This is a genomic window from uncultured Flavobacterium sp. (assembly GCF_963975005.1).
Taxonomy (GTDB): Bacteria; Bacteroidota; Bacteroidia; order Flavobacteriales; family Flavobacteriaceae; genus Flavobacterium.
In genome coordinates this window covers 1-18,135 of the sequence record NZ_CAXBFR010000029.1, presented here as the reverse complement: position 1 = coordinate 18,135, position 18,135 = coordinate 1, and the positions used below count along the sequence as shown (strand labels likewise).

The following is an 18,135-nucleotide window of genomic DNA, read 5'->3' as shown; positions in this document are numbered from 1 at the left end:
AATGAAATATAGTATTATATTTTTTCTAGTGTTGGTTGGCCAAATTGCATTAGCACAAGAAAATAACAATGAAGTTTTTCCGCAATTTAAAAGTTGTGAAGACAATCAAGTCTTAAGCAATAAAGATTGTTTTTACGAAAATCTTCAAAAACATATCTTATCCAATTTTAAAATTCCTGAATCAGCTAATTCTTATAATGGCAAGGTTTACGCGCTTTTTGAAGTCGATACTATTGGGAAATTTAAAATTCTTTATACAGAAGCTTATTCTGAAGATTTAAAAAATGAAACAAAACGTGTTTTTGAATTGTTAGAAAAGGTTAAACCAGCAACATATCAAGGAAGAAAAACTTATGCAAAATATACAATAACTATCCCAATTCCACTTGACTCTACTTTTGTAAGTATGGCTTATCAAAATAAGGCAATTGAAAAAAATAAAAAAACGGAGAAGTTTGCCGTGTTAACAGAATATGAAGACATAAAACTTCAAGAATATAAAAACAGTATTTACAAAGGAAACAATAACTTAGCATTTACACATGCTAATTATGCTTATTTCGATCAAAATTTAAATCTTGTAGGCAGTAATAATCATACAGCTTCAAAACCTTATTCTTATGCCGAAGTTGCTAAATATTATGATTTTGATACGGAGTATGAAAAAATAAAAAAAGACAAAAAATCATGGTGGGGAAGAAAGCTTTGGAATGAAAACCTTGTAGCTATTCAAGGAGATGGTTATTGGTTTACAATAAATCCAATTCTAAACCTAAGCGTAGGAAAAGATTTTGGTAGTGATAACAATTATACATATGTAAATACAAGAGGAGTTTCTGTAAACGGGCAATTAGGGGAGCAATTAAGTTTTTCTACACAGATTTATGAATCACAAGGTTTATTTGCAGATTATTATAATGAATACGCTAATAACATAAAACCTTCTGGAGGAAATCCTGCCATAATTCCTGGAATTGGAATTGCAAAACAATTTAAAGACAATGCATATGATTTTCCGTTGGCCGAAGCAAATATAAAATATACACCAAGTAAATTTGTTGATTTGCAATTGGGTTATGGAAGAAATTTTATAGGGGATGGTTATCGCTCATTACTTCAAGGTGATGGAACAAGTCCTTATCCATTTTTTAAAATAAATACTTCGTTCTGGAAAATTAAATATACAAATACTTACATGTGGTTAAAAGATGTTCGTCCGGAAGCTACAATTGATAGAACGTACACTACCAAATTCATGGCGAATCATTATTTAAGTTGGAATGTTTCTAAACGAATGAATATTGGTTTCTTTGAAAGTGTAGTTTGGGGAAATGACAACAATAGAGGTTTTGATGTTAACTTTGTAAACCCAATTATATTTTATAGAGCCGTTGAATTTTCATCATCTTCAAGATCTGGAAATGCTTTATTAGGATTAACAACCAAATATAAGTTTAACAACAGTATTAATTTTTACGCTCAATTTTTGTTAGATGAATTTTCAATTGGTGATGTAAAAGCTAGAGATAAGAGTTGGAAAAACAAATTTGCCTATCAAATAGGAGCAAAGTACTATAACGCTTTTGGAATTGACAATCTTACTTTACAGTTAGAATATAATAGAATTAGACCTTATGTTTATGCACACAGTAATGTGATAACCAACTATGGTCACAATAATCAAAGTATGGGCCATAACTGGGGAGCAAATGCAAGTGAGTTGGTCGCAATTGCTAGATATAATAAAGGGAGATACTTTTTGCAAGCTAAAATTAATTATGGTTTTCAAGGTTTAGATTATACAGATGGTATAAATACTAACAACTATGGTGGAAATATTTATTTGAATTATGATGACAACAGACCTTTTGATAGAGGAGTAATAGTAGGGCAAGGAAATAAAACTACTTTAATCATTGCAGATTTTCAAGCAGGATATATTCTAAATCCATCTTCAAACATGAAAGTTTTTGCCAATTTAATATTTAGAGATTTTAATCCAGCAACAGAAGATTTAATTACAAAATCCTCAACAACGACTTGGTTTTCTGCGGGATTAAAAACAGATTTGTTTAATTGGTATTTTGATTATTAATCGATTTTTTTTAGGAAATTATTATTTCAATTAAAACAGATGTTAAATCAATGGGTTTTGTGCTATAAATAAAAAATCTTATCACTATCTTTGCACTCGATAAAAAAAGACAATTATTTTATTTTGAGTTCATCAAATCAGCCACTTACTAATCCTTCACTTTTCAATGTTTTTACGGCAATTACAAAAGCTCGTTTAACCATTAGTGTAATGTTTTCAACCTTAGCAGGATATGCTCTTGGAGTTGATCAATGGAATGCTTCAGCTTTTCAGACTTTATTGATTTTGTCAATAGGTGGTTATTGTATGGTTGGTGCTTCAAATGTTTTCAACCAAATTATTGAAATAGATTTAGATGCATTGATGGATAGAACAAAAAATCGACCATTACCAGCAGGAACAATTTCAAAACGCAATGCTTTTATTCTTGGTTGTATCTTAACCGTTTTTGGATTGGCAATTTTGTATTCAGTGAATCAAAAAACTGCTCTTTTTGGAGCTATTTCTATATTCATGTATGTAAGTTTATATACACCTTTAAAAACAGTAACTCCTTTATCTGTTTTTGTTGGAGCTTTTCCTGGTGCAATTCCTTATATGTTAGGTTGGGTTGCAGCTACGGAAACTTTTGGAATTGAAGCAGGAGCTCTTTTTATTATTCAATTTTTTTGGCAATTCCCTCATTTTTGGGCTATTGGTTGGTTTTTATTTGATGATTACAAAAAAGCAGGCTTTTTTATGTTACCAACAGGTAAAAGAGATAAGAAAACAGCTTTACAGATTATATTATACACAATTTGGACAATTATTGCCTCTTTAATTCCGGTTTTTGGATTTACAGGCAAATTTCAGATATCAATAGCTGCAGCAGTTATTATATTTTTGTTAGGACTTTGGATGTTGTTTTACGCTTTCAAATTATATAACAAAATGGATGCTACTGCGGCAAGAAAGTTAATGTTGGTAAGTGTTTCTTATATAACATTGCTTCAGATTATTTACGTAATAGATAAGTTTATTTAAAATAATAAATTATGATGACATTAGAAGAACAAGAAGCTAGAAAAGGAAGAACATACAAAATGCTGCTTCTTTTTGGAATGATAAGTATTTTTATGATTTTTGCTGGATTATCTAGTGCTTATGTAGTTAGCAAATCTAGGCCAGATTGGTTGAATGATTTTCAGTTGCCAAGTGCATTTATTTATAGTACAATTGTAATATTTATTAGCAGTTTTACTTTTTATGGAGCATACAAAGCAATGAAGTCAGATAACCGAAAACTAACAACAATTCTTTTGTTAACGACGTTGTCTTTAGGTATTGCGTTCATTTTATTGCAACTTGAAGGTTTTTCTCAGGTTGTTGCAAATGGATATTTTTTTACTGGAAGTGAAAGTAATGTTACCACTTCATTTTTGTATATTGCAGTCATTGTGCACATCGCACATCTTTTAGGAGGAATCATTTCACTATTAATAGTAATTTATAATCATTTTAAACAAAAATACAATCCCTCTCAAACCCTTGGTATTGAGCTTAGTGCAATGTATTGGCACTTTATGGATTTTATATGGATTTATCTGTTTTTATTTTTCTACTTTTACAAATAGAAAAAAAACAATAAATTTGAGCACTTTTTAACAATAAATTAATTTATGGAAGCAACAGTTACTTCACATGAACACGCTTTAGACGGAGGACCAGGACCAATGGGAGCAACCTATGGTAAATTGATGATGTGGTTTTTCATCGTGTCTGATGCACTTACATTTTCAGCATTTCTTGCTGCTTACGGCTTTTCAAGATTTAAATTTGTAGAAACTTGGCCTATTGCAGACGAAGTTTTTACTCACTTTCCATTTATGCATGGTGTAGAAGCACCAATGTATTATGTGGCATTGATGACGTTTATACTTATCTTTTCTTCTGTAACAATGGTCTTAGCTGTTGATGCAGGTCATCAGTTAAATAAAGGGAAAGTTGCCTTTTATATGCTTTTAACAATCGTTGGTGGTTTAATATTCTTGGGATCACAAGCTTGGGAATGGAAAAACTTTATCAAAGGTGAATTTGGAGCAATAGAAACAAAAGGAGGTTCAATACTTCAATTTGTTGATAAGGAAGGTGAAAGAGTTGCATTGGCAGATTTCGCTGCACATCTACCTAAGGAAAGAGAGCAATTAACAAAAAGTAAAGCTTTTTGGTTTATTTCTGAAGATCCTTTGCCAACTTATTCAGTCGATGAGGTTATGGAAGGTTTTAAAAATCATCCTAATATTTTAGTTAGAACGGAACAAATTGTGGATAAGCATAAAGTAGTACTTTCGAGAGAAGAGTCTTTAAAAAGAATGGCTTCTGCTCATTATGTGGTCGAAGGAGCTAATTTAATTAGAAATGAATACGGTCAAAAATTATTTGCAAATTTCTTTTTCTTTATTACAGGTTTCCACGGTTTCCACGTATTTACCGGAGTATTAATCAATATTATAATTTTCTTCAATGTTTTATTGGGAACATATGAAAAAAGAGGAAGTTATGAAATGGTTGAAAAAGTAGGATTATATTGGCACTTTGTAGATTTAGTTTGGGTATTTGTATTCACATTCTTCTATTTAGTATAATAAAAATAAAGCATAGTAATTATGGCACACGCACACGTATCTAACACTAAAAGAATTTGGTTTGTATTCGGACTTCTTTCTTTAATAACAATTGTTGAAGTTGCATTTGGTATTGTAAGACCAGATTTTCTTTTCAAAACGAACTTTTTAAAAATGAATTTATTGAACTGGTTGTTCATAATTCTTACAATTGTTAAAGCATATTACATCGTTTGGGCATTTATGCACTTAGAAGGTGAGAAAAAGAGTTTAAGAACGGCAATTGTTGCTCCTCTAATTTTTTTGATATTGTATTTATGTTTTATTCTACTTATAGAAGGAGATTATATCTATGACATCTTTAAAACTGGAACAATAAAATGGAATTTTTAACATTTTAATATAAAAATTTAATCCCGATAAACATCGGGATTTTTTTATCTTTGTGCTATCCAAAATAATAAGTATTTAAAATGGGAAAGAAAATAGTATTAATCATCCTTTTCATATTGCCTTTAGTTGTTTATCTGTTTTTTGCAACGGGTGTAAACAAGTTTGTTAATCTTCCAACTTTGACGAAAAACGTAAATGAAATTCCTAGTTGGAATTCACTTTCAAATCATAAAGTACAGCTTCAAGAAAAAATTACAATTCTTGGTTTTTTAGGGGATGACGTTCTTACGGAAAAGGGTAATCTATTTAACTTAAATCAAAAAATTTACAATAAGAATAAAGAATTTACTGATTTTCAAATTGTAATGATTGCTCCAGACGGAACACAAGATGATATAAAAGGTATAATTGCCGAGCTTGGATCTATTTCTGATTTAACAGGTTGGAATTTTGTTTTTACTTCACACGATTCTATTTCTAACTTTCATAAAAGCTTAAAACTTACTGAAACTTTAGATCCGGCAATTGGTACTACAAATGTTTATATTATTGACAAAGATTTAAACCTTAGAGGACGAAAAGGAAAAGATCTTAAAGGAGAAGAAGAATATAAAGAAGGATATAATACAATTTCGGCAGCTGATTTGCATAATAACATGAGCGACGATGTAAAAATTATATTAGCAGAATATCGTTTGGCCTTAAAACGTAACAACAAACGCAAAATCTAATGAAAAATAAATCTTATATTGGAATTTCATTCATTATTTTAATTTTCGGAATTTGGGCTGTACCAAAAATAATAGCTAAGTTTCAAAAATCAGATTTAATGGAAATGGGACCAGTACCCGAATTTTCGCTTACTGATCAAGACAATAAAACCATAACTAATAAGGATTATTTAGGAAAAGTTTATGTGGTTGAGTTTTTCTTTACAACTTGTCCAACAATTTGTCCTATAATGAATCAAAATATGCTTGAAATTCAAAAAGAATTTTATGGCAAACCAGATTTTGGAATAGCATCAATTACTATCGATCCAGATAACGATACTGTTGAAGTTTTGAAAGAACATGCGAATGAATTAGGTGTTAAACATTACAATTGGCATTTATTAAGAGGCGATAAAAAATATGTTTTTGATTTAGCTGAAAAAAGGTTCAAATTAAATGCTGGTGAAGATGAAAAAGAACCAGGTGGATTATATCATTCGGGTATGTTTGCCTTAATCGACAAAAAAGGAATAATAAGAAGTAGAAAAGACAGTTTCAATAATCCAATTTATTTTTATGATGGATTAGAACCAGCTGGAATAAAAGCAATAAAAGAAGATATTAAAAAACTTTTGGCAGAATAAATTTCCAAGTTAAATAACAACATTAATAACAATAACAATAACAATAACAATAACAAATTTCAAAATTCCAAATGGAAAAAAATAACATTGAAACAAAATATAACAAGCTAATTATTGCTTTGTCAATTATAATTCCAATAGCTGTAGCTATTTTATTTGGTGTAAACTTACGTAAAATGGGTTTTGATGTGGAGCCATTGTCGTTTTTACCTCCAATTTATGCATCTATAAATGGATTTACGGCAATTTTGTTAGTTTCGGCAGTAATTGCCATTAAAAACGGAAACAGGGTTTTACATGAAAGATTAATGAAGCTAGCCATACTTTGTTCAGTTTTGTTTCTTGTAATGTATGTAGCATATCACATGACATCAGATTCTACAAAATATGGTGGTGATTTAGGTTTTATATATTATCCAATATTAATATCTCATATTATTTTATCAGTCATTATAATTCCTTTGGTTTTGATAACTTATGTTAGAGCTTTAGCCCAGCGATTTGACAGACACAAAAAAATAGCAAAAATTACGTTTCCAATTTGGTTATATGTTGCTGTAACAGGTGTTGTAGTTTATTTAATGATTGCTCCTTATTATGCTAGTTAAAGAAAAAAGAAAAAAGAACAAAGAACAAAGAGAAAAGAGAAAAGAAATTAGGTTTAAAACACCAATCTTCTTGCTTCTTGCATCTTTCTTCTTGCCTCTAGCTTCTCAAGCTCAATGTGCCATGTGCAGAGCAGCTCTACAAAATAACGAAAACACAGTACAAGCAGAAGCAGTCAATGACGGAATTGTATTTTTAATGGTTATACCTTATATTTTAGTAGCACTTGTGGGTTTTGCAGTTTATAAGTTAAAGTACTCGAAAAAGTAATTTTTTTTCACTAAAACTATTCCATCCCATCAATTTTAATATTCATTTTACCAGAAGTTGTTATGAATGCGATGATGGCTTTGTTGGTTAGTTCTACTTTTTCAAAATTAAAATCATCCAAAGAACCATTTACGTAAACACCTTTCATGGGTGAATAATTGTTTAAATAAGGTTCCATATTCTTTTTTCCTTCGTCTAAATTTTCTTGTATAGAATAACGACAACTTTCTTTAATTTTGTTTAAAATGGTGCCTTGCAAAAACCAATTAGCAGATTTTAACAAAACACTTTTCGTATTTAAGACATAGTTTAATTCATCAAAATAAATTTCTTTTGTAAGTGAATTGTAATTTGGATAGCCTGATAAATAAATAGTTCCATTTAAACTACCAGATAATTCTAAAGCAATAATTATTTTTTTGTCTTTTTGCCAAATTTCTACTTTTTGAACCACAACTTTTCGACTTCCTGAAGCAAACTCTTGCCCTTTAAAATTTTTAGTAATTATTTTTGAAGCACTTTGATATGTAGAAACTGCTGCGACAGAAACCGTCACTTTGTCTGGCATTTTTGCAACAGGTTTTAAAGATATTTTGCTAGCATCATAATTGTTTTTTGGCTCTAAGCCTACCATAGTTTGCATGTCACATTTTAAACCCATATCCATCGTAATCTTTCCGTTTTTTAATGTTGCATCCGTTACATAAAGCTCAATCGGAATTAGTTTAAACCAAGTTTCATAAGCATCATTACTTAAAAAAGGTTTACTTATAACGCCTAAGGTTTCCAAAACTTGGGGTTTAAAGTCACAAGATTTGTCAATGGCATCATCAATCATTTTAGAGATTTTTGATTTAAAAATCGATAAGGTTGGATTAATGATATATGTTATCGGAATTTTCTTTCCAGCTACTAAAATACTCGGACTTTCATTCCAATTAAAATCTTTGAGTTTTGAAGTGGTAGTTAATTTCCAATTCACTAAATGAGCTTTGCTTTCTAGAGTAATAGTTCCATCTAAACTAACTTGACGCGTATCATTCAATCCAAAATAGTCTGTTCCATATTTAAATTGTGACCAAATTTTTAAAGGAATTTCAGAAGTAATGACTCCATTTTTCTCAGTTAGTTTAATTTTTCCTGTTTTCCAAATTTTCATTTGTGTGTTGTCATCTTCTAAATTGTCGTCTTCATAAATTAAACCCGATAAGTTTTTGTTCAGTTGGTTTTCGATTTCATTTACAGATATCTCTACAGGCATAGCAATAAAAGAAGTCTTGTTTTTGTAAACCATTGGACTGTCGTCTGAAGGTAAAGGTTTTAAAGCTTCAATTTTCTTAGTGGTTGCACAAGAATTAAATAATGTAATTACAAAAAACACAGCTAATAAGCCCCCGAAATGTTTCATACTAAAAGAATAATTTGATGTAAAATTAAAATTTTAATTGTTTCCTGTAACATTTTATTGAAAATTTGGTCTTATAGGAGAATTCAGAATGTAATTAATACAAAATGATAACAAAAAAAATTATACTTTTTCTCTTGTTGGTCGGAATCCAAGTTTCCGCTCAAGATAAAAAATGGACACTTGAAGAATGTGTGGATTATGCCATCAAAAATAATATTTCTATAAAATCTTCAGAATTAGATTTAAAAAATGCTACTATTAATAAAAAAGATGCCTTTGGTGCTTTTTTGCCAAGTGTTAATGCAAATGCTTCTCATTCTTGGAACATTGGTTTAAATCAAAATATTACAACGGGTTTGTTACAAAATCAAACTACTCAATTTACCTCTGCAGGTTTAAGTGTAGGCGTTGATATTTATAATGGTTTAAGAAATCAATTGCAATTACGTAAATCTAATTTAGCAATAATAGCATCCCAATATCAATTGATAAAAATACAAGAAGATATTGCTCTAAATGTAGCCAATGCTTATTTGCAAATTTTATTTAATAAAGAAAATCTAAAAGTTCAACAACAACAAAAAGCATATAATCTAACGCAACTCGAGAGAACCAAACAATTGGTTGAAGCTGGGGTTGTACCACAAGGAGACTTGTTGGATATTAAAGCAACTGCGGCATCAGATACACAAAGAGTAATTGCCGCTCAAAATGCTTTATTAATATCAAAATTAAGTTTAGCACAATTGCTACGTTTTGATGATTTTAAAAATTTTGATATTGATGAAAATCAAATTCCATCTTTAAATCATGAAATTTTAATGCAATCTTCAGAAAGTATTGCCCAAAAGGCAAAAGAAACTAGAACAGAATTAAAGATTGCTAATTCTAATGTGCAATTAGCTGAAAAAGATATTGCAATAGCAAGAGGAGCATATCAACCAACAATATCTGGTTTTTATAGTTTTAGTACAAGAGCAGCATATAGTGACAGGGTAGTTGGTTTTCAACCTGATGTAAATAACCCAACATCGGCTATTGGTTATGTAGATGGAACAAATCAATTAGTTCTTCAGCCAAATTATTCACCTATATTAGGTAGTCCATTGCCTTTGTTTGATCAATTTAGCAATAATAAAGGACAAAATTTTGGAGTTCAGTTAAGTGTTCCAATATTTAACGGATTCACAACAAGAAACAATGTAGAACGAAGCAAAGTAGCATTAGAAAGGGCTAAATTAAATTTAAGTCAACAGGAATTAGATGTTGAACGCAATGTTTTTACTGCTTATACAGATGCAAATGCAGCCAAAGAAAGTTTTGAAGCCGCAGGTATAACTTTAAATGCAAGAGAGCTTTCCTTTAATTATGCTAGAGAAAGATATGAAGTGGGACTAATGAATGTTTTTGATTTTAATCAGGCTCAAACATTACTAGTAAATGCACAATCAGAATTATTACGAACTAAATACGATTACATTTTTAGAACTAAAATTTTAGAGTTCTATTTTGGAATACCATTAATAAAAAAATAACAAATCATGTCAAAAAAAACCATTTTTATAGTATTAGGAATAATTGTAGCCGTTGTTGCAGGAATTATAATCTTTGGAAAAGGAGGAAACGATAATACTAAAATTGTTGAAGTTGCAAAAGCAAATAAGATGACAATAGTTGAAACAGTTTCTGCTACAGGAAAAATTCAGCCAGAAGTTGAAGTTAAAATTTCGTCTGAAGTTTCTGGAGAAGTAATTGCTTTACCAATAAAAGAAGGGCAACAAGTTAAAAAAGGAGATTTATTGGTAAAAATTAACCCAGATATATATGTTTCTGGAGTAAATAGAACAGCTGCTTCTGTGTCTAATACTAGGGCAGGTTTAACTCAAGCTGAAGCACAGGTTAAAGAAGCTAAAGCCAATTACGACAGAAATAAAACTTTATTCGATAAAGGAGTGATTTCTAAATCAGAATGGGATAGAATTGTTTCAGCCTATGAAGTTGCTGTTGCGGGTAAACAATCTGCCTATTTCAATGTGCAAAGTGCAAGTGCAACTTTAACAGAAGCAAGAGATAATTTAGGGAGAACAACAATTTATGCTCCAGCTGACGGAACGGTTTCTTTGCTTTCTATTGAATTAGGAGAGCGTGTTCTAGGAACGCAACAAATGGCTGGTACAGAAATTCTTCGTATTGCTAATTTAAACAATATGGAAGTTGAAGTTGATGTAAACGAAAACGATATTGTTAAAGTTAGTATTGGTGATGAAGCAGATATTGAAGTAGATGCTTATTTGAAAAGAAAATTCAAAGGTACAGTTACAAGTATTTCAAACTCTGCGAGTACAGCTTTAACAGCTGATCAAGTAACTAATTTTAAAGTTAAGATTAGAATAGAAAAAGATTCATATCAAGATTTATTAGAAGGGAAGTCTGTAAATTATTCTCCTTTTAGACCGGGAATGACCGCAACAGTAGATATTATAACAAAAACTAAAGTTGATATTATTGCTGTGCCAATTAGTGCAGTTGTAATAAAAGACGATACAACTTCTGTTAAAAAAGATATTTTAGCCGAATTAGAAAAAGAAGATCAAGAGAAAAAAGGAACGGCTCCAAAATCGGATCAAAAATTTGAATGTGTTTTTGTGAAAGTCGGAGATGTAGCTAAACTGAGAGTTATTAAGACGGGAATCCAAGACGATACAAATATCGAAATTGTTTCAGGATTAAAACCAGGAGAAGAAATTATAGTTGGTCCTTACACAACAGTTTCAAAAGAATTAACATCTAATGACAAAGTTCGATTAGAAAACGCTAACGATAAAAAAGAGAAAGCAAAGGATAAATAAAAAATTCTAATTTCTATGTATAACAAAAAAGCATTTCATTAAGTTGAAATGCTTTTTTGTTTTAGAAATTTTTAGAACTAAATATAAAGGTTGTATTTTTGCACCGAAACAAACAACTATGGCCTTGATTTTAAATATAGAAACAGCTACAAAAAACTGTTCGGTTTCCATTGCAAAAGATGGAAAAACGATTGCATGTAAAGAAATTGCAGAGCAAAATTTTTCTCATGCGGAAAAATTACATGTTTTTATAGAAGAATTATTAAAAGAAAATAATTTAAAATTTAATGCTTTAAAAGCAGTCGCTGTTAGTCAAGGGCCAGGTTCATATACCGGTTTGCGAATAGGAGTTTCGTCTGCTAAAGGATTGTGCTATGCTTTAAGCATTCCAATGATTGCGATTGACACACTTGAGTTATTAGCAAGAAAAATTTCTGTTAAAAATGGTGTAATCATTCCAATGATAGATGCAAGAAGGATGGAAGTGTATTCGGCTATATTCAATGTTGATTATATAAAAACAAGAGCAGTAGAAGCAGAAATTATTGATGAGAATTCATATTCAGAAATAAATGAAATAATTCATTTGGTTGGTGATGGAATTGCAAAGTTTAAAGACGTACTGTCAGATAATAAATTTGTTTATCATATGGATGAAGTTTATCCATCAGCAAATGAAATGAGTTTCTTGTCGTTTGAAAAGTACAAAAAAAGCGACTTTGTAGATGTCGCTTATTTTGAACCTTATTATTTAAAAGATTTTATGATGAGTAAGTAAATTATTTTACTACTTTTTTAATTTCAACTTGATGTGGATATGGAATTTCAATTCCTGCGTCATCAAAGGCTAATTTGCAGGCTTCTAGAACTTCAGCACGAACCGTCCAATAATCTTCCGATTTTGACCAAGGTCTAATAGCAAAATCAACTGAACTATTGTTTAGTGTTTTAACAAAAACAGCTGGTTTTGGATCTTTTAATATTAATGGATGGGATTCTAATATATTAAAAACGACTTCTTTTACCTGTTTGAAGTTTGAACCATAATCAACACCAATCTCAATATCTACACGCAAATTTCCGTTTACCGTAAAGTTAACAATCTTATCATTAGATAAATTTGCATTAGGAATAATAGCTAGTTTGTTTTCTGGTAAAATTATATATGTAGAAAACATTTTAATTTCTTTTACGGTACCTATTATGCCTTGTGCTTCAATTACATCGCCGACTCTAAATGGTTTTAGTAAAATAATTAGAACACCACCAGCAAAATTAGACAACGAACCTTGCAAGGCTAAACCAACAGCTAAACCAGCAGCACCAAGTATGGCAACAAATGAACTTGTACCTATTCCTAATTGAGTAATTACTGTAATTAAAACTAAAATTCTCAATATCCAAAACACAAGGTTTCCAATAAATAATACTAGAGTAGGTTCAATTTCTCTTTTTTTCATTAATTTCTTAATAAGTTTTGTTATCATACTCGTTGCCCATAGTCCAACAAATAAGATAATTAAAGCGGAAATTAATTTTGGTGAATATTCTAAAACGTAATTTTTAATGTAATCAAAATAGGTGGTAATTTCTTTTTCTGGCATAATTTTTTTTAATTTTTAACAAAGATAGACTTTAAGGTAAAACCGTCAAATTATGATGTATTCAAAGTGTTTATATTAATAATAGTTTAACATTTTACAAAAAAAATGCCCTTACAGTAATAGGGGCATTTTTCAAATTTGAAATTGATAATTATTCAATTTCAAATGTTATTTTCAAGTTTACTCTAAATTCAGTAACTTCATTATTTTTAACGGCTGCACTTTGATCCTGAACATAAACGGAACGAATATGTTTTAAAGATTTTCCTGCATGTGCAACTGCTTTTTTAGTAGCATCTTCCCAGCTTTTTTCTGAGCTTGATAAAATTTCTATTACTTTTAATACTGCCATTTTGCTTTTTGTTTAAATTAAAAAATAAATTTGAATGTTAAATATAATAATTTATAGCTAAATTCACAAATTATTATTTTGTATTTTTTTCAAATTGATAACATTAGCTTAACATTAATCCAGAATAGTTAGGGGAATTTTGCAACATTAAAAATTAAAGATTAAATGGAACAAATTTATATTGTAATGTTGGTTGCTTTAGCAATTTTGGCTTCAGTAGATTTAATGGTCGGAGTTGCAAATGATGCCGTAAATTTTTTGAACTCAGGTATCGGTTCTAAAGCAGTTTCTTTTAAAACATTAATGATTGTTGCAAGTATTGGAATAGCACTGGGAGCTTTATTTTCAAGTGGAATGATGGAGATTGCAAGAAGTGGAATATTCACTCCATCCATGTTTACGTTTAACGATGTAATGATAATATTTCTGGCCGTAATGGTTACGGATGTGTTATTACTTGATATATTTAATTCATTAGGTTTACCAACTTCTACAACCGTTTCTATTGTTTTCTCTTTACTTGGAGGAGCAGTTTTTTTAGGTACTTATAAATTAATTTCAGGTGATGTAAGCGGTTCTTTATTGCAATTTATTAATCAAGAAAAAGCAACAGAGATTATTACAAGTATATTGCTATCTGTAGTGCTGTCTTTTTCTATTGGAGGATTTGTACAATATATATCTAGAATATTATTTTCATTTGAATATGAGAAGAAAGTTAAATATTTTGGAGCTATTTTTGGAGGAATTGGAATTACAGCAATTACTTTTTTTATTCTTTTCAAGGGACTTAAAAGTTCTTCTTTTATGACAAAAGATTTGAAAGAATTTATGACAGATCACCAATTAATGATTATTGCAGTTAGTTTCGTTTTTTGGACCATTCTATCCCAAGTTTTAATCACACTTAAAGTCAATATTTTTAAAATTATAATTATTATTGGTACGTTTGCTTTGGCTTTAGCTTTCGCAGGAAATGATTTAGTTAACTTTATAGGTGTGCCAATGGCTGCCTTAGAATCATATCACATTTATGTTGCCAACGGAAGTGATGCAAATATGATGATGGGAGCTTTAGCGTCAAGCGAAATAAAAGCTAATTTTTGGCTGCTTTTATTAGGAGGGTTAATTATGGTTTATACTATTTGGACATCTAAAAAAGCTAAAGATGTAATTGCAACTGGTGTGGATTTATCTAGACAAAGTGAAGGGACTGAGAAATTTGATGCTAATAATTTATCAAGAGTAGTTGTTAGAGGTGTTATGTATGTTGGTCAAGGATTAAATTATGTTTTGCCCAAAACAATTCAATTAAACATTGATAAACGTTTTGAAAAACCCAATGTAAAAATCAATAAAAATGATGCTCCTGCATTTGATATGGTTCGTGCGTCCGTTAACTTAATGGTTGCAAGTATTCTTATTGCTATTGGTACTTCATTGAAACTGCCTTTGTCTACTACTTATGTTACTTTCATGGTGGCAATGGGTACGTCTTTTGCTGATAGAGCTTGGGATAGAGAAAGTGCAGTGTTTAGAGTAGCGGGAGTGATTAACGTTATCGGAGGTTGGTTTATAACTGCTTTTGCTGCGTTTTTAACAGCTGGTTTAATTACAATTGTTTTGCAATTTGGTAAAGTTTTTGCTTTTTTTGCTTTAATGATTTTGGTTGCTATTTTGATGTATAAAAGTGCTAAAAATCATTCAAAAAAATCAAAAGAAAAAGAAGAAGATGAGACTCAATTAAACAAAGAAGATATTGTAACTATTCAAGAAATTATTTCTGAAAGTTCATCACAAATTGCTAGAGTAATAAAGAAAACTAATGGTCTTTATTCTGATGTTGTTGATAATCTTGGACTTCAAGATTTGGCTAAGTTGAAAGAGAATAAAAAGAAACTTAAAAAACTAGAAAAAGAAGTTGACGAATTAAAAAATAATGTTTATTATTTTATTAAAAATCTAGATGAAACTTCAGTAGAAGCAAGTAAATTCTATATTCTGATTTTAGGATATTTACAAGATATGGTTCAATCAATTGGATACATCACTTCGAATAGTTATTCGCATATAAACAATAACCATAAGAGTTTGAAGTTCAATCAAGTTAGAGATTTAAAATCTATAGATATTGACTTGAAGAACTTATTTGAAAGATTAGAAATAAGTTTTAGCAAAGAAGACTTTACAAGTTTAGATGCTATTTTAAACGAAAAAAATACACTATTAGAGGCTATTTCTTTACTTATCCAGAAACAAATTGCTAGAATTAGAACTACAGAAAATAGTCCTAAAAATAGTAAATTGTATTTCGGATTGCTTTTAGAAACAAATGACTTAGTAAAAGCGACTATGAATTTATTAGAGCTATTTAAAGAATTTAATGAGCATGCAAATAAACCTAAATAAAAAAAAGAGCCAATGAAAATTGGCTCTTTTTTTTTGAATTTAATTTAGATTTATGCGTTTATAGCTTCAACAATTATAGCTTCATCTTTTAGCATATCTTTCAACATATTCTCAATTCCATTTTTCAAAGTAAATGTTGAAGAAGGACATCCACTACAAGCACCTTGTAAAATCACTTTTACGCGTTTTTCATTTTCATCATAAGAATCAAACATAATGTTTCCTCCATCTGCTTGAACGGCTGGTTTTATATATTCTTCAAGTATGTTGATTATTTGTTGTGAAGTAACATCAAGTTTGTCAAAATATGCTTCTTGACTTTTTTGATGTGTTTCTGTTTTTGTAATTAAACTTTCGTCAATAACTGTTTTACCAGATTCAATATATTCTTTTATAAATGTACGAAGTTCTAAAGTAATTTCTTCCCACTCTTTTACACCATATTTAGAAATAGAAATGTAATTTTCGTCAAAGAAAACTTCCTTCACAAATGGAAAATTAAATAATTCTTTAGCTAATGGAGAAGCTTTTGTTTCGTCAATGTTTTTGCACTCTAAAGCGGTTTTTGTTAACAAGGTATTGCTAACAAATTTCAGTACATTTGGATTTGGTGTAGTTTCTGCATAAATGCTAACAGGAATTTTCTTGTTGTCATCTGGATTAATTATAACAATTTCTCCGCCATTTGTGATATAGGTTTGTATTTGTTCAGCCACTTCGTCTTGTACATCTTCCCATGCTACAATAGAGTATTTTTCAATAGCAATAAAATTGCCAGAAATGTAAACTGTCTTTACAAAAGGCAGGTAAAACAGTTGTTTAGCTAAAGGAGAATCTTTTGTTTCATCAATATTTTTATATTCAAAACTTTTATTTTTGGTAATAAAATCTTCAAATTCAAATTTGATTATTTCTTTATTAGACGTTGCTTTTATAGTTATGTTTAACATGATATAGTTATATTTTTTGCAAATTTACTAAACTTATTTGCATTCTTTGTTTATATTTGGTTTTTAAAACAAACAAATTTTTAGAATAACTCCCTTTCATAATGAAAAAAATTACACTATTTTTATTGTTGTTCTCGACTTACATTGGTTTTTCGCAAGCTATAACTATTAATCAGGCAAATACATCCACAAACACAGTTCAGCATATTGTTGAGGATATTTTGATTAATTCTTCTTGTGCTCAAGTATCTAATTTTCAAACTCAAGGTCTTTGTGGTGTAGGGAATTTTGGTTATACAGGAACAAACTTTGGTTTTGCCGGTGGAATGATTTTGCGATGTGGACAAGTTACAAATTCTGCAGGACAATACACGAATGCACCCAATAATCCCAATGCTTGTTCTAATCAAGGAGATGCAGAATTATTAGCCATAAGTCAAGCAAATGGAAATCCAGGGACAATTAATGATGTTACTTTTGTAAAATTTAATTTCACACCTTTAACAGATAGTTTTAGTTTTAATTTTATTTTTGCTTCAAATGAATATGGTACATATCAATGTGGTTTTTCTGACGTATTTGCATTTATCCTTACGGACTTAACTACAGGTATTTCAACAAATCTTGCATTAATACCAGGTACTACAACACCTGTTTCTGTTACTAATATTAGAGATACAGCTTTTAACACAAGTTGTGGGTCTGTCAATCCTACTTTTTTTGATACTTATAATGTTGGCCTTCCTGCTGCTTCAACTGTTATGAACATGAATGGTTATACCGTACAGATGACTGCTTTAGCAACTGTAATTCCGAATAATCCATATAGTATAAAATTAGCGATCGGAGATTATAATGATACTGCTTTTGATTCTGCCGTTTTTATTGAAGCGGGTAGTTTTAATGTAGGTACTGCAAATTTAACTTATCCTGTAGGAGTTGGTATTGAAGACAATGATATGACAATTGCTAATGGTTTAGCTCCTTGTTCTGGTGAAATTAGAGTTTTAGATTCAGGATTGAATCCATCTAATTATTCATTTGTATGGACAGTTGATACTGGTTCTGGACCCGTAATTATGACTGGAGAAACAGGTCCTACCTATACTGTAAGTAGTCCAGGTACTTATTGTCTTACTGCTAATATTGCTGGTGGTGGAGGTGGTTGTACTCAAGAGGACTGTATTGTTGTTGAGTATCAACCGGGTTTTGTTATAAATAATAATCCAGATGATTTAT

Annotated in this window: 18 protein-coding genes; 14 read left to right on the top strand and 4 right to left on the bottom strand. The window is 30.0% G+C overall.

Annotation, left to right across the window (positions count from 1 at the left end; translation table 11 throughout):
* The first annotated feature begins 1 nt into the window (after position 1).
* The 9 genes from AACZ53_RS05450 to AACZ53_RS05410 all read left to right on the top strand — a co-directional run bounded on the left by AACZ53_RS05450 (position 2) and on the right by AACZ53_RS05410 (position 7,324).
* A complete protein-coding gene (locus AACZ53_RS05450) occupies positions 2 to 2,095 on the top strand; it encodes a gliding motility protein RemB (RefSeq protein ID WP_339835539.1) in 2,094 nt (697 codons plus the stop codon).
* A gap of 123 nt (positions 2,096 to 2,218) precedes the next feature.
* On the top strand, positions 2,219 to 3,118 hold the full coding sequence (gene cyoE / locus AACZ53_RS05445) for a heme o synthase (RefSeq protein WP_339835536.1): 900 nt from the start codon (positions 2,219 to 2,221) through the stop codon (positions 3,116 to 3,118).
* Between the two features lie 11 nt (positions 3,119 to 3,129).
* Positions 3,130 to 3,708 (top strand): cytochrome c oxidase subunit 3, encoded by a 579-nt coding sequence (locus AACZ53_RS05440; protein WP_339835533.1) that lies wholly within the window; start codon positions 3,130 to 3,132, stop codon positions 3,706 to 3,708.
* Between the two features lie 45 nt (positions 3,709 to 3,753).
* Entirely contained in the window at positions 3,754 to 4,719 is a 966-nt protein-coding gene (locus AACZ53_RS05435) for a cytochrome c oxidase subunit 3 (RefSeq protein WP_339835530.1), read from the top strand.
* Positions 4,720 to 4,740: 21 nt separating this feature from the next.
* On the top strand, positions 4,741 to 5,091 hold the full coding sequence (locus AACZ53_RS05430; protein ID WP_339835528.1) for a cytochrome C oxidase subunit IV family protein: 351 nt from the start codon (positions 4,741 to 4,743) through the stop codon (positions 5,089 to 5,091).
* Between the two features lie 80 nt (positions 5,092 to 5,171).
* Positions 5,172 to 5,822: a hypothetical protein gene (locus AACZ53_RS05425; protein WP_339835526.1), complete on the top strand. Its 651-nt coding sequence runs from the start codon at positions 5,172 to 5,174 to the stop codon at positions 5,820 to 5,822.
* Entirely contained in the window at positions 5,822 to 6,448 is a 627-nt protein-coding gene (locus AACZ53_RS05420; protein WP_339835523.1) for an SCO family protein, read from the top strand. Before AACZ53_RS05425 ends, AACZ53_RS05420 begins: the two co-directional genes overlap by 1 nt.
* A 71-nt stretch (positions 6,449 to 6,519) precedes the next feature.
* Entirely contained in the window at positions 6,520 to 7,056 is a 537-nt protein-coding gene (locus AACZ53_RS05415; protein ID WP_026716846.1) for a DUF420 domain-containing protein, read from the top strand.
* Positions 7,046 to 7,324: a hypothetical protein gene (locus tag AACZ53_RS05410; RefSeq protein ID WP_339835519.1), complete on the top strand. Its 279-nt coding sequence runs from the start codon at positions 7,046 to 7,048 to the stop codon at positions 7,322 to 7,324. The genes AACZ53_RS05415 and AACZ53_RS05410 overlap by 11 nt, the downstream gene beginning before the upstream one ends.
* A 16-nt stretch (positions 7,325 to 7,340) precedes the next feature.
* Here the strand turns inward: AACZ53_RS05410 and AACZ53_RS05405 are convergent, their stop codons facing one another.
* A complete protein-coding gene (locus AACZ53_RS05405; RefSeq protein WP_339835516.1) occupies positions 7,341 to 8,732 on the bottom strand; it encodes a DUF4403 family protein in 1,392 nt (463 codons plus the stop codon).
* A gap of 104 nt (positions 8,733 to 8,836) precedes the next feature.
* On the opposite strand from AACZ53_RS05405, the gene AACZ53_RS05400 reads away from it, so the two are divergent.
* The 3 genes from AACZ53_RS05400 (at position 8,837) to tsaB (ending at position 12,359) form a co-directional block, all read left to right on the top strand.
* Positions 8,837 to 10,267: a TolC family protein gene (locus AACZ53_RS05400; protein ID WP_339835513.1), complete on the top strand. Its 1,431-nt coding sequence runs from the start codon at positions 8,837 to 8,839 to the stop codon at positions 10,265 to 10,267.
* Between the two features lie 6 nt (positions 10,268 to 10,273).
* Complete coding sequence (locus AACZ53_RS05395) at positions 10,274 to 11,581, top strand: efflux RND transporter periplasmic adaptor subunit (protein ID WP_339835510.1); 1,308 nt, start codon at positions 10,274 to 10,276, stop codon at positions 11,579 to 11,581.
* Between the two features lie 118 nt (positions 11,582 to 11,699).
* Positions 11,700 to 12,359: a tRNA (adenosine(37)-N6)-threonylcarbamoyltransferase complex dimerization subunit type 1 TsaB gene (gene tsaB / locus AACZ53_RS05390; protein WP_339835507.1), complete on the top strand. Its 660-nt coding sequence runs from the start codon at positions 11,700 to 11,702 to the stop codon at positions 12,357 to 12,359.
* Between the two features lies 1 nt (position 12,360).
* On the opposite strand, the gene AACZ53_RS05385 is transcribed toward tsaB, so the two are convergent.
* Positions 12,361 to 13,185: a mechanosensitive ion channel domain-containing protein gene (locus tag AACZ53_RS05385; protein ID WP_339835504.1), complete on the bottom strand. Its 825-nt coding sequence runs from the start codon at positions 13,183 to 13,185 to the stop codon at positions 12,361 to 12,363.
* Positions 13,186 to 13,336: 151 nt separating this feature from the next.
* Complete coding sequence (locus AACZ53_RS05380; RefSeq protein ID WP_026716853.1) at positions 13,337 to 13,537, bottom strand: dodecin family protein; 201 nt, start codon at positions 13,535 to 13,537, stop codon at positions 13,337 to 13,339.
* A 165-nt stretch (positions 13,538 to 13,702) separates the two neighbouring features.
* On the opposite strand from AACZ53_RS05380, the gene AACZ53_RS05375 reads away from it, so the two are divergent.
* Positions 13,703 to 15,946 carry an inorganic phosphate transporter gene (locus AACZ53_RS05375; RefSeq protein WP_339835500.1) on the top strand — a complete coding sequence of 748 codons (2,244 nt, stop codon included), beginning with the start codon at positions 13,703 to 13,705 and terminating at the stop codon, positions 15,944 to 15,946.
* Positions 15,947 to 15,996: 50 nt separating this feature from the next.
* On the opposite strand, the gene AACZ53_RS05370 is transcribed toward AACZ53_RS05375, so the two are convergent.
* Positions 15,997 to 16,896 (bottom strand): NifU family protein, encoded by a 900-nt coding sequence (locus AACZ53_RS05370; RefSeq protein ID WP_339835498.1) that lies wholly within the window; start codon positions 16,894 to 16,896, stop codon positions 15,997 to 15,999.
* 101 nt (positions 16,897 to 16,997) lie between these two features.
* Between AACZ53_RS05370 and AACZ53_RS05365 the strand changes: the two genes are divergently transcribed.
* Positions 16,998 to 18,135, top strand: a 1,138-nt coding sequence (locus AACZ53_RS05365) for a choice-of-anchor L domain-containing protein (RefSeq protein WP_339835495.1), incomplete at its 3' end; no start/stop codon positions are given.